A 12,810-nucleotide genomic window follows, 5' to 3' on the forward strand; every position below is an offset into this window, starting at 1 on the left:
CCGGAGGCGGGAGTGTCCCGGCGTGCGGAGCGGCGCAAGGTTGTTCGCCCGTAGCTGAGGGAAGGGGTGTGCGCGGCATGGACTGTCGGTGGCGGCGGGTAAGACATTCCTAGTGGGGAGGGGCGACACGCTCGCCGGGCCGTCTCGCGTTCGCCATCGGCGTACTGATGGTGGGGGTAACTGCCTGGCCTGCGGGAACATCGTCTCGCACCATCGGGTTGGAGCAGTTGTCGGCGTTCAGGGGTCAGGAGGCCACAGACGGGTGTCGGCAGTTGGAATGAGCGGTCCCCGCTTGCGGGACTAAGCTGCGGAAGGACAGGGAGGGGACCGACCCCTTACTGCCTGACCGCTCTGAGGAGCGATTAACGATGTTCGAGAGGTTCACCGACCGCGCGCGGCGGGTTGTCGTCCTGGCTCAGGAAGAAGCCCGGATGCTCAACCACAACTACATCGGCACCGAGCACATCCTCCTGGGCCTTATCCACGAGGGTGAGGGTGTCGCCGCTAAGGCCCTGGAGAGCCTCGGGATTTCGCTCGAGGCGGTCCGCCAGCAGGTGGAGGAGATCATCGGCCAGGGCCAGCAGGCCCCGTCCGGGCACATCCCCTTCACGCCCCGTGCCAAGAAGGTCCTGGAGCTGTCGCTCCGCGAGGCCCTCCAGCTCGGCCACAACTACATCGGCACCGAGCACATCCTGCTCGGCCTGATCCGCGAGGGCGAGGGCGTCGCCGCCCAGGTCCTCGTGAAGCTGGGCGCCGATCTCAACCGGGTGCGGCAGCAGGTCATCCAGCTGCTCTCCGGATACCAGGGCAAGGAGGCCGCCACGGCGGGCGGCCCGGCCGAGGGCACGCCCTCGACCTCCCTCGTCCTCGACCAGTTCGGCCGGAACCTCACCCAGGCCGCCCGCGAGTCCAAGCTCGACCCGGTCATCGGGCGCGAGAAGGAGATCGAGCGGGTCATGCAGGTGCTGTCCCGCCGCACGAAGAACAACCCCGTGCTCATCGGCGAGCCCGGCGTCGGCAAGACGGCGGTCGTCGAGGGCCTGGCGCAGGCCATCGTCAAGGGCGAGGTGCCCGAGACCCTCAAGGACAAGCACCTCTACACCCTCGACCTGGGCGCCCTGGTCGCCGGCTCCCGGTACCGCGGTGACTTCGAGGAGCGCCTGAAGAAGGTGCTCAAGGAGATCCGCACCCGCGGCGACATCATCCTGTTCATCGACGAGCTCCACACCCTCGTGGGTGCGGGTGCCGCCGAGGGCGCGATCGACGCGGCGTCCATCCTGAAGCCGATGCTGGCCCGTGGTGAGCTGCAGACCATCGGCGCCACCACGCTCGACGAGTACCGCAAGCACCTGGAGAAGGACGCGGCCCTGGAGCGCCGCTTCCAGCCCATCCAGGTCGCGGAGCCGTCGCTGCCGCACACCATCGAGATCCTCAAGGGTCTGCGCGACCGCTACGAGGCGCACCACCGGGTCTCCATCACGGACGAGGCGCTGGTCCAGGCCGCCACGCTGGCCGACCGGTACATCTCGGACCGCTTCCTGCCGGACAAGGCGATCGACCTGATCGACGAGGCCGGTTCCCGGATGCGCATCCGCCGGATGACCGCGCCGCCGGACCTGCGCGAGTTCGACGAGAAGATCGCCGGTGTCCGCCGGGACAAGGAGTCGGCGATCGACTCCCAGGACTTCGAGAAGGCGGCTTCCCTCCGTGACAAGGAGAAGCAGCTGCTGGCGGCGAAGGCCAAGCGGGAGAAGGAGTGGAAGGCCGGCGACATGGACGTCGTCGCCGAGGTCGACGGCGAGCTGATCGCCGAGGTCCTGGCCACGGCCACCGGTATCCCGGTCTTCAAGCTGACCGAGGAGGAGTCCTCGCGTCTGCTCCGCATGGAGGACGAGCTCCACAAGCGCGTCATCGGTCAGAAGGACGCCATCAAGGCCCTTTCCCAGGCCATCCGCCGTACGCGGGCCGGTCTGAAGGACCCGAAGCGCCCCGGTGGCTCGTTCATCTTCGCCGGCCCGTCCGGTGTCGGTAAGACCGAGCTCTCCAAGACGCTCGCCGAATTCCTCTTCGGCGACGAGGACGCGCTGATCTCCCTCGACATGTCGGAGTTCAGCGAGAAGCACACGGTTTCCCGTCTCTTCGGTTCCCCGCCCGGATACGTGGGTTACGAGGAGGGCGGCCAGCTCACCGAGAAGGTCCGCCGGAAGCCGTTCTCCGTCGTCCTCTTCGACGAGGTCGAGAAGGCCCACCCCGATATCTTCAATTCCCTTCTGCAGATCCTGGAGGACGGTCGTCTGACCGACTCCCAGGGCCGCGTCGTGGACTTCAAGAACACGGTCATCATCATGACGACCAACCTCGGGACCCGGGACATCTCCAAGGGCTTCAACCTGGGCTTCGCGGCGCAGGGCGACGTCAAGACGGGCTACGAGCGGATGAAGGCGAAGGTCAACGAAGAGCTCAAGCAGCACTTCCGGCCCGAGTTCCTCAACCGTGTCGACGACACGGTCGTCTTCCACCAGCTCACCGAGGAAGACATCATCCAGATCGTCGACCTGATGATCGCCAAGGTGGACGAGCGGCTTAAGGACCGGGACATGGGCATCGAGCTCAGCTCCACGGCCAAGTCGCTCCTCGCCAAGAAGGGCTACGACCCGGTCCTGGGCGCCCGGCCGCTGCGCCGGACGATCCAGCGCGAGATCGAGGACGTGCTGTCGGAGAAGATCCTCTTCGGCGAGCTGCGCCCCGGTCACATCGTGGTCGTGGACACCGAGGGCGAGGGTGAGGAGAAGAAGTTCACCTTCCGCGGCGAGGAGAAGGCGGCGCTGCCCGACGTCCCGCCGATCGAGCAGGCGGCCGGTGGCAGCACCGGGCCCAACCTGTCGAAGGACGCGTGACGGCCCCGCAGGCCGGCTGACGTGAGGGTCGGCCCCGGATCCGAGAGGATCCGGGGCCGACCCTTTTCCGTGTGCCACTGCCGGCACGGGCCGCCGTACCGGCACGGGCCGCCGTACCGCGACGGTCCGCGCGCCCGGGCGGGCGTGTGCCGCGGCGGGTGTCAGCAGGGGGCGGGCTTGCGCCAGGAGCATTCGACGGTGGTGCCGGGCTCCGCCGTGCGGGCCGCGGGCGGGGCGGCGGCCCGGATGACGCCCCCGGCGGTGTCCGAGGAGGCCAGGGTCACCACGACCGCGTCCTCGACGCTCTTCACGGAGGACGCCAGATAGTTGTTGAGCACGATCGAGAAGACGAGTTCCCGGCCCGCCGCGTCCGTGACATAGCCGGACAGGGCGGAGGCGCCGGTGAGGGAGCCCGTCTTGGCGCCGGCGTTCAGGGCCGCCGGGGTACCGCACATCCGGGTGCGCAGGGTGCCGCCCACCGCCCGGTCCGGGGCGCAGGCCACCGGCAGGGAGGCGTGCCAGTCCGCGTACCAGGGGGCGTCGCGGACGGAGAGGAGCAGGCCGGTCAGCTCCTCGGCCGGGAAGAGGTTCATCCGGGAGAGGCCGGAACCGTCCGTCTGCCGCAGGGCCCCCGTGCGCACCCCGTGTTCCGCGAGGGCTCCCTGCACGGCCGCCAGGCCCGCGGCCCAGGTGCCCCGGCCCGACTCCTCGCGGCCGATCGTCTTCACCAGGGCCTCGGCGTGCATGTTGTTGGAGAGCTTCATGAAGGGGTGCATCACCTCCTTGAGCGGCATCGAGCGGTGCTCCGCCAGGACGCGCGCGCCGGGCGGGGCGGGGACGCCGAGGCGGGGCGTCCCCGCGATCCGGACACCGTGGGCGGCGAGGGCGTCGGCGAAGACGGCGGTCGCGTAGCCGGTCGGGTCCTGGACGGCGATCCATTCCTTGGCGGTCGCGGCACCCACGGGCACGCCCCCGGCGACCGTGACGGTCGCCGAGCCGTGCTCACGGCCGACGGAGAGGGTGTCCGGCGAACCCTCGGGGACGGTGGTGGCGCGTACGTCCACCCGGACGCCGCCGGTGGCGGGGACGGTCCGCACCCGTGGCCGGGCGCCGGGCCGGTCCGCCGGGGTGACCTCGACGATCACCGTTCCGGCGTCGTAGTCGGTGTCCGGGGCGAGGGTCAGCGCGGAGATCCCGGCGGAGTAGTACGCGGACTCGTCGTCCGCGGCCCAGGAGCGGCCGAGCCGTTGGGCGTCGAAGGCCGTGTCGTCGGCGAGCAGGCGGCCGGTGACCCGCTTGACCCCGGTGGCGGCGACCCGCGCGGCCAGCCGTGCGTAGTCGGTGGCCAGCAGGGTCGGGTCGCCGCTGCCGCGCAGGTACAGGTCGCCCTTGAGGGTGGATCCCTGGCGGCTGCCGGTGGAGAGGACGTCGGTGGTCCAGCGGTGGTCCGGTCCGAGCAGGTCCATCGCGGCCACCGAGGTGGCGATCTTGGTGTTGGAGGCGGGCATCAGCCGGTCGCCGCCGTCGCGCCGGTAGAGGCGTTCACCGGTGGTGGCGTCGGCGATCACGACGCCCGCGGCCCCGCCGTCCAGCCGGGCGTCGGCGAGGATCGCGTCGATCTCCTTCTTCAGCCCGGTGCCGGAGGGGCCCGCGCCTGCCGGCGAGCTCCACAGGAGGGTGCAGGCCAGAGCCGCCGCGGTCCAGCCCCAGGCGCGGCGCGGGACGGCCCGCGGCCGGTGGGGCAGGACGGCGCGGGGACGGGGTTCGGGGGCGCCGGGACGGGGTGACGGGGGGTGGGGGAGCGGGGGATTCAGGGGTCTCCTCATGGCACGGGAGGATCCCGCACCCCGGCACCCGTCGGAAGGACGCCGAGGACAGTCGTGTCATGTGGCCCCGGTCACCCTCAAATCGCCCAAAACGGACAGGGGTTGGGTTCACTCGAACGGGTCTTCCGGGTGGCCCGGGTCACCTTTTCGGGCCTCCGGGGCAGAGGTCGCCGTGACAAGGCGCACAGGGCAAAACGGACCTACTACGCGGAATAGTGCGGCCGCGCGGGGTTCTGCCCGGGCCGTGGCCCCGGGCGGAGCGGGATCGTCGGCCCCCGGGCCGGCCGGGAGGGCGCGCGCCCGGTCGTTCCTGGCTCCGTCGGGCCCCGACGTGCGCCTAAACCTGTCTCAAGGTGGACATGTCGGCATCATTCCCAAGCCCATGAGCGGGGGGTGCCCGGGGCGCCGGAAGTCCGATTCCCCCGGTTCGTCCTACGAGGCGATGTCGTAGATAGGGCGTTTTGGGCGAGTTGGGGTGGCGGGTTACCAATGTGGAGCCAGCCCGGCGAGCACGCCGGGTCCATTCATGCCCGGAGGTTCTCCCGTATGTCGAAGCGCACCATGATCCACCGTCTCCGCCCGTCCGTGCTCCGTACCCGTGGGGCTGTCGTGGCCGCCGGAATGGGCGCCGTGATGGTCGTCGGAGCCGGTGCGGGTGTCGCCTCCGCCGATGCGGGCAAGGCGGCCAAGCCGGTTGCCGCGAACGCCGCCTCCGCCGTCGCCGCCCAGGCCGACGCGCAGGCCAAGGCCGCCGCCAAGAAGGCGGACGCCAAGAAGGCCGCGAAGAAGAAGGCCAAGAAGGCCCCGTCCTGGGTCAAGCCGGTCAGCAAGTACACGCTGACCGCCAGCTTCGCCCAGGGTGGCGCGATGTGGTCGGCCAAGCACTCCGGCCAGGACTTCGCCGTGCCGACCGGCACCCCGGTGAAGGCGGTCAACGGCGGCACCGTCGTCAAGGCCGGCCCGAACGGCGGCGGCGACGGCCCGGCGTACGGCAACGCGATCGTGATCAAGCACGCCAACGGCAAGTACTCGCAGTACGCCCACCTGTCGAAGATCAACGTCTCCGTGGGCTCCAAGGTGAAGACCGGCCAGCTCATCGCGAAGTCCGGCAACACCGGCAACTCGTCCGGCCCGCACCTGCACTTCGAGATCCGCACCACCCCGAACTACGGCTCGGCGCTCAACCCGGCCAGCTTCCTGCGGGGTGTCGGCGTCACCATCTGACGCTGATGTCAGCGGCTCACCCCCGGGCGTGATGTGCCCGGGTGACCGGATCGAGGGCGACTTCGAGGACGGCTTCACGCCGCTCCCCGGGGTCGCCCCCGACGTCTCTCGTCGCGTCCACCGGGGCGTGCGCGGTGAGGAGGGCCGGGCAGCAGCGGACCCGGCGTCCGGCGCGGGGCCGCGCCCGTCAGTCGCCCAGCGAGAGGACCGGGAAGCTGCCGGTCGTCGTCGGCGCGTGCTCCGGCAGCCACAGGACGGCGATCGCCCCGCCCGTCGCGCCCGGCGGCGTCGCCCCCCGGGGAGCCGCGTTCCGGAAGGTCAGCCGCGCGCCGAGGACCCGGGCCTGGCCCGCCGCGATGGTCAGGCCCAGGCCGTGCCCGGTCCCGGCCCGGTCGCTCGCGCCCGTACGGAAGCGGGACGGGCCCTCGCGCAGCAGCGCCTCCGGGAAGCCGGGGCCGTGATCCCGCACGCGGACGACCCGGCCCTCGACCGTGACCTCGACCGGGTCCCGCCCGTACTTCACCGCGTTGGTGAGCAGATTGCCGAGGATGCGCTCCAGCCGCCGCGGGTCGGTGTTCACCCACGACTCGTGGACGATGTTCACCGAGGCGTCCGGGTGCAGCACGCGCACCCGCCGGGCGACGAACTCGCCGAGCTGGATCTCCTGGAGCTCTGCCCGCTCCGACGCGCTGTCCAGCCGGGCCACCTCCAGCACGTCCTCGACCAGGGTGCGCAGGGCCTGCGCCCGGTCGCGCACGAGCTCGGTCGGCCGGCCCGGCGGCAGCAGCTCGGCGGCCGTCAGCAGACCGGTCACCGGCGTCCGCAGCTCGTGCGCGATGTCCGCCGTCACCCGGCGCTCGGCCTCGATCCGGGCCTGGAGGGCGTCGGTCAGACCGTCCACCGCGCGGGCCAGATCGTCGGTCTCGTCCCGCACCACACCGCCGATCGCGTCCTTGACCCGGACCTCGGTGTCGCCCGCCGCCACATGCCGGGCGGCCGCGGCCGCCTTCCGCAGCCGGCGGGAGAGCTGCCCGCCGATCAGGACGCCGAGTGCCGAGCCGGCGAAGACCACCGACACCGAGCCGATCACCAGCGCCCGGTCCAGGTCCTTGATCACGGTGGCGCTGCGGCCGGCGAACTCGGTGCGCAGCGAGAGGACGTCCCCGTCGGCCAGCGGCACCGCCGCCCAGATCTCCGGGGTCCGCCCGCTGTCGTCCACATAGGTGCCGCGCCGGTTCTCACGCATCAGCTTCTGCAGCTCCGCGGGGAGCGCCGGGTCGTTGACCTTGCTGCTGAAGCGCGGGTCGCGGTTCTTGGACGACTCGTACCAGCGCTGGGCGAGCAGGATCCGGTCCATCTGCACATCGCGCGCGTTGTCCAGCATCGAGACACGGGCCGCGTTGTGCACCACCAGGCTGAGCGCCGCCGCGATCAGCGCGCCCACGGCCGCGATGGCGGCGCTGATCTTCCAGCGGACCCCGGTGCGCAGGTCGGGTCGTCTCATGAGCCGTGCACTCACGCCTTGAGCTTGTAGCCGAAGCCCCGGACCGTCTCGATCCGGTCCTGGCCGATCTTGGTGCGCAGCCGCTGCACGTGCACGTCCACGACGCGTGTGTCGCCGCCCCACCCGTACTCCCACACACGCTCCAGCAGCTTGTCGCGGGAGAGGACGGTGCCCGGGGCGGCCGAGAACTCCAGCAGCAGCCGCATCTCGGTCGGGGTGAGCCCGACCGGCTCCCCGGCACGGCGCACCTCCATCCCCTCGGTGTCGATCTCCACGTCCCCGAAGACCAGGGCGCCGTCCCGCTCCCCCTCGTCCCCCGTCTCGCCGGCCGCTCCGGTCGCGTGCCCGAAGCGCCGCAGGACCGCGCGGATCCGGGCGACCAGGACCGCGCCGTCGAAGGGCTTGGTGACGTAGTCGTCCGCGCCCGCCTCCAGGCCGAGGACCACGTCGATCGCGTCCGCGCGCGCCGAGAGCATGATCACCGGGACCGTGGACTCGTCCCGGATCCTGCGGCACAGGCTCACGCCGTCCAGGCCCGGCACCATCACGTCCAGCAGGGCGATGTCCGGCCGGTCGGCCCGGAACGCCTCCAGGCCCAGCAGCCCGTCGGGCACCGCGGTGACCGTGAAGCCGACCCGCTCCAGGGCGAGCTGGGTGGCCTCGCGGATGACGTCGTCGTCCTCGACGAACAGCACATGGGTCTCGGCCATCGTCAGCTCTCGTCCGCCGGGTCGGGGGCCTCCGTGGGGAGGGCCTCGCCCTCGCCCACGGAACGGCTGTACTCGTTGCGCACCCAGTACTGCTGGGCGAAGCGGTCGCCCGACCAGCGGTACGTGGTGACCTCCTCGCCCGAGGGCTCGGCCACCGGATCGCCCGATGCGTACACCGGCCGGGTCACCACCAGGTCGCCCCGGTCGATCGCCGCGTACACGGAGGGCTCCTCGGCGGTGAAGACGTTCTTGTAGCCGTCGCCGTCCTCGCGGTACACGTACGTGCCCATGCCGACGGCGTCCCCGCAGGTCATCACGTTGACCACGACATCGGGGGCGCCCGCGCCGGTCAGGGTGCCGTAGGAGGTGTCCACGGGGTAGGAGTCCCGGGCGCACGGCCGCAGGTCCGCCTTGACCCGGTCGCTGACCTTCGGGTCGCTCTTCAGCAGCCGGACCGCGTCCACGGCCTCGGTGAAGCGGCTGGCGTCCGGGGACGGCGCGGCGGACGGGGTGGCCTTCGCGGCCGTGTCGGAGGGCGCCGCTCCCTCGTCCTGCACCCCGGAACCACCCGTGGAGCAGGCGGCGGAGAACACGGCCAGGGCGGCCAGCACGGCCGCCGCCGTACCACCCGCCCTGCCGCTGAGGCCGCTGTCGCCGCCGTTGTCCGTGCCTCTGCCTCTCAGGCCGCGCACCGCTCCCGCTCCCGTCCGCCCTGCCGCGGGACGCGCCGCGGTTCCTGGATACGCCGCGACGCCTCGCGCTCGCCGGCGCGGCCGTCCAGGTCGCGCGACTGGAGCTCCTGGCGGAGCCTGGCGAGTGCCCGGTGCAGCGTGCTCTTCACCGTACCCGCAGACATCCCCAGCGCGGCGGCGGTCTCATCGGTGCTCATCTGCTCCCAGTGGCGGAGCACCACCACACTGCGCTGCTTGGGCGCGAGGACGTCCAGCAGCTCGATCAGGAGCGCGCGGTCGGCGCGCTGCTCGGCGCCGTCCTCCACGCTCGCGTCGGGAAGCTGCTCGGTCGGGACCTCCTCCAGCTTGCGGGCACGCCACCACTCGGTCCGGGTGTTGATCATGACGCGGCGGAGGTAGGCGTCGGCGAGGGACTTGTCCGCGATCCCGTCCCAGCGGCCGTATGTGCGCACCAGCGCGGTCTGGAGCAGATCCTGCGCGTCGACCGGGTCGGGCACGAGGCGGCGCGCGCTGCGCAGCAGGGCCTCCTGCCGGGTCCGTACGTACTCCTCGAACTCGAGCACCTCTCCGTGCGCCATGCGTACCGCCTCCGTCCCCGTGAATCCCCGTGTGGTCGTGCGGAACAGGACGCTACGGAGGCGTTGTCACGGCGTTGTGCGGGGCAGCCGTCGGCGGACGCACGGGCATCCATCGGTTGTGTAACGGGGGCGTCCCGCACCGGCCACGGTCCGTGTCCGGCGGGGGCCGCGGGTGTGCGGAGGCGGTGCGGGCGGGAGGCGGTGGGGCGGACGGCTGGTGGTGCGCGGGTGCGCGGGTGCGCGGGTGCGCGGGTGGGGCGGCGTGGTGCGGTGGTGCCGTGCGGGCGTTCACGGGCGGGACGGGTGTGGTCCGCGGGCGGGGGGTGCGCGGGACGGCTGGGGGGGCGCCGGTGCGCGGGTGCGCGGGTGCGCGGGTGGGGCGGCGTGGTGCGGTGGTGCCGTGCGGGCGTTCACGGGCGGGACGGGTGTGGTCCGCGGGCGGGGTGTGCGCCGGCCGGCGGCGTGGTGCGCGGGCGGGGCCGGGGCCCCGCCCGGGTCAGGGCCGGCCGGCGACGGGGCCGCTGCCCGGTCCGGTGACCGGCCGGCCCGCCGGGAGCCGGTAGCGGGCGCCGTCGAGAGGTTCGACCAGCCCGTCCGCGACCAGCCCGTCCAGGGCCCGGGCCCGCTGCACCGGCTCCTCCCACACGGCGTCCAGCGCCGACTGCGGCACCGGCCCGGCCGCCTCCCGGAGGACCGCCAGCAGCCGGCCCCGGACCTGGCGGTCCGTCCCCGCGTACGTCTGGCCCCGGCGCGCGGGCCCGTCGTGGGCGGGCTTGCCCGCGAGCCGCCAGGCGCAGCGCTCCGCGATCGGGCACCGCCCGCAGTCCTCGTTGCGGGCGGTGCACACCAGCGCCCCGAGCTCCATCGAGGCCGCCGCCCAGCGGGCCGCCGTCGCCTCGTCCTCGGGAAGCAGCGCCCGCGCCAGCCGGCGCTCGGCCGCGGTGGTCGCGTTGGGCGGGTACTGGACGCCGCCGGCGGCCCGGGCGAAGACCCGGCGGACGTTGGTGTCCAGGACCGCGTGCCGCCTGCCGTACGCGAAGGAGGCCACCGCGGCCGCCGTGTACTCGCCGATGCCCGGCAGCGCGAGCAGCTGCGCGTGCTCGCTCGGCACCTCGCCGCCGTGCCGTTCCGCTATGGCCTGGGCCGCGCCGTGCAGCCGCAGCGCGCGGCGCGGATAGCCGAGCCGGCCCCAGGCGCGCACGGCCTCGCCGGGCGCCTCGGCCGCCAGGTCCGCGGGGCGGGGCCAGCGGGCCATCCACTGCTCGTACACCGGCAGGACCCGGGACACCGGTGTCTGCTGGAGCATGAACTCGCTGACCATCACCCCCCAGGCACCGGCCTCGGGCCGGCGCCAGGGCAGGTCGCGGGCGTGCTGCTCGAACCAGGCGATGACCGGGGTGTGCAGAGCCGCCGGATCGACGGCGGCGGAGGTGCCGGCGGCGGACGCGTCGGCGGCGGGGGCGGAGGGGGTGTCGGACGTCTGGGATGCGTGAGTGGCAGTCATGGCCTTCCGATCCTGGCACGTTCCGGCGGGCGTGTGCCGCAGGCTGGGTCGGGCCCGGTGCGCCAGGTGCCGGCTGCCCGCCGGGTGGGTCAGCCGCGGTGCGCCCGGTGGCGGCCCGGTGCGGGGGACTGGGGCGGGACGGGGCCCGCCGCGGTCAGCGGCCCGGGTCCGGCGAACCAGAGGACGAGCCCGTTGCGACTGGTGCGCATCGTGGTCAGCAGCCGCTCGGCGGGCCGGCGCAGCAGCAGCACGAAGACCCAGGCGACCAGCGCGCCGACGACCAGGCCCACCGCGACGTCGTGCGGGTAGTGCACGCCGACGAAGACCCGGGAGAAGGCCATGAGCACGGCCATCGGCACGGTGAGCAGCCAGATCCGCGGCCAGACCAGGACGAGGGCGAGCGCGGCCGCCCCGGCGATCGCCGAGTGGTTGCTCGGGAAGGACCAGTCCCCGGTGGGCGGGCAGGTCACGATCGAGGGCGCGGCCTCGGTGACGGTGCGGCAGGGGCGTTCCTCGTCCACCACGGACTTGAAGGTCTCGCTGAACAGGTAGCCCGCGGCCGTCGCCAGCGGGGCCAGCACGGCGACCGCTATGAACCGGGCGTCCCGGGTGCGGCCCTGCCACCAGCCCACGACGAACAGGGCACCGAAGATCAACAGCCCTGCCTCCGTCCACACTTGGGCGAGGAGGTGCACCCACTCGGGGGTGCCGTGGGCGAATTCGGTGATGTCGCGGTAGAGGCCGCGGGTGATGCTGCTGTCCATGGGCACGGACGGTACCCTGCGCCGTCATCCGGCCGTTCCGCGCGGTCCACCCGGCGTTCGCCGAAGGCTGTTCCGGGGTGCTGGGATGCGGCCTCCGGAGCGTCACGGGAGCGCCGCCGGGTCAGGGCCGGGGCTGAGCCCGGGACACTGCCCGGGGCTGCCGGGTCACGTCCGGGCGCGCCGAAATGATCATCAGCAGAAGGATGATCGGCAGAACTTCGCTCTCCGGCGGCGGGTGGGGCGGGAGTTGGGCCGGATCTCTCGTAGAGTTCGGTGCGTGGGATCTCTGCGCAATCCGATCGGGCCGCTTCCCTCCTCCATCTACTGGCGACGGAGGGCAGTCGCGCTGTCCCTGGTCGCCCTGCTGGTGGTGCTGGTCGTGTGGGCGGTCACCTCGGGCGGCGGCGACGGTTCCCAGGGCCGGTCGGAGGGCAAGAACCCGGACCCGGCGCCCACCATCTCCGCCGGCCCCGACCCCTCCGGCCCCGCGATCAGCGAGCAGCCAGGCGGCCGCGACGACGCGGGCGGCACCGGCGACGGAGGCAACGGCTCCGGTGGCGGCACGGGTTCCGGCGGCACCGGAGCGGGTGGTTCCACCGGCGGCGACGGTGACGGCGCCCCCGGCGGCGCCGGAGCGGGCGGCGGTACGGGTGGCGCGGGCGGGGCCACGGGTGGAGCCGGCCAGCAGGTCCCGGCGGGATCCTCGCTGCCGAACTGCGCCCCGGGCGCGCTGAAGCTGACACTGAAGACGTCCAAGGTCTCCTACGGACCGGGCGAGAAGCCCTCGTTCCGGCTCGTCGTCACCAACTCCTCGGCCACCACCTGCAAGGCGGACTTCGGGCCGAAGGCCGCCGTGATCACCGTCGTGGACGCCGAGGACGAGGACGTCTGGTCCTCCCGCGACTGCCCCCGCAGCGCACCGCCCCGGCTGCTGCGCGTCCCGGCGAACGGGACCATCACGCACACCGTCGACTGGGACCGCAAGCGCAGCACCGAACGGTGCGCGACCCCCGACGCGGGCAGCGCGGGTGCGGGCACCTACCTCGTCGAGGCCGTCTTCCCCGGGGTGAAGGTGCTGCCGGCGACCTTCCGCATCGAGAAGGACTGAACC

10 protein-coding genes are annotated in these 12,810 nt (G+C 73.0%); 3 read left to right on the forward strand and 7 right to left on the reverse strand.

Going from position 1 to position 12,810, the window contains the following annotated elements:
- The first annotated feature begins 368 nt into the window (after positions 1-368).
- Positions 369-2,897, forward strand: coding sequence for an ATP-dependent Clp protease ATP-binding subunit (locus C593_RS0127220; protein ID WP_018850490.1), 2,529 nt, complete (start codon positions 369-371; stop codon positions 2,895-2,897).
- Positions 2,898-3,058: 161 nt separating this feature from the next.
- On the opposite strand, the gene dacB is transcribed toward C593_RS0127220, so the two are convergent.
- Complete coding sequence (gene dacB, locus C593_RS0127225) at positions 3,059-4,723, reverse strand: D-alanyl-D-alanine carboxypeptidase/D-alanyl-D-alanine endopeptidase (RefSeq protein ID WP_018850491.1); 1,665 nt, start codon at positions 4,721-4,723, stop codon at positions 3,059-3,061.
- Between the two features lie 546 nt (positions 4,724-5,269).
- Here dacB and C593_RS0127230 point away from each other — a divergent pair.
- Complete coding sequence (locus C593_RS0127230) at positions 5,270-5,947, forward strand: M23 family metallopeptidase (RefSeq protein WP_018850492.1); 678 nt, start codon at positions 5,270-5,272, stop codon at positions 5,945-5,947.
- A gap of 187 nt (positions 5,948-6,134) precedes the next feature.
- Here the strand turns inward: C593_RS0127230 and cseC are convergent, their stop codons facing one another.
- The 6 genes from cseC to C593_RS0127260 all read right to left on the reverse strand — a co-directional run bounded on the left by cseC (position 6,135) and on the right by C593_RS0127260 (position 11,699).
- Positions 6,135-7,451 (reverse strand): two-component system sensor histidine kinase CseC, encoded by a 1,317-nt coding sequence (gene cseC / locus C593_RS0127235; RefSeq protein WP_018850493.1) that lies wholly within the window; start codon positions 7,449-7,451, stop codon positions 6,135-6,137.
- A gap of 11 nt (positions 7,452-7,462) precedes the next feature.
- Complete coding sequence (gene cseB / locus C593_RS0127240) at positions 7,463-8,161, reverse strand: two-component system response regulator CseB (protein WP_018850494.1); 699 nt, start codon at positions 8,159-8,161, stop codon at positions 7,463-7,465.
- A 2-nt stretch (positions 8,162-8,163) separates the two neighbouring features.
- Positions 8,164-8,853 (reverse strand): hypothetical protein, encoded by a 690-nt coding sequence (locus tag C593_RS0127245; protein WP_018850495.1) that lies wholly within the window; start codon positions 8,851-8,853, stop codon positions 8,164-8,166.
- Positions 8,841-9,431, reverse strand: a complete 591-nt coding sequence (locus C593_RS0127250) for a SigE family RNA polymerase sigma factor (protein WP_018850496.1) — start codon at positions 9,429-9,431, stop codon at positions 8,841-8,843. The genes C593_RS0127245 and C593_RS0127250 overlap by 13 nt, the downstream gene beginning before the upstream one ends.
- Positions 9,432-9,927: 496 nt before the next feature.
- Complete coding sequence (locus tag C593_RS0127255) at positions 9,928-10,935, reverse strand: adenine glycosylase (protein ID WP_018850497.1); 1,008 nt, start codon at positions 10,933-10,935, stop codon at positions 9,928-9,930.
- 89 nt (positions 10,936-11,024) lie between these two features.
- On the reverse strand, positions 11,025-11,699 hold the full coding sequence (locus tag C593_RS0127260; RefSeq protein ID WP_018850498.1) for a phosphatase PAP2 family protein: 675 nt from the start codon (positions 11,697-11,699) through the stop codon (positions 11,025-11,027).
- A 277-nt stretch (positions 11,700-11,976) separates the two neighbouring features.
- Here C593_RS0127260 and C593_RS33145 point away from each other — a divergent pair, with 277 nt between their 5' ends.
- Complete coding sequence (locus C593_RS33145; protein ID WP_078521939.1) at positions 11,977-12,807, forward strand: hypothetical protein; 831 nt, start codon at positions 11,977-11,979, stop codon at positions 12,805-12,807.
- Positions 12,808-12,810: the final 3 nt, after the last annotated feature.

This window comes from Streptomyces sp. CNT372, assembly GCF_000377145.1.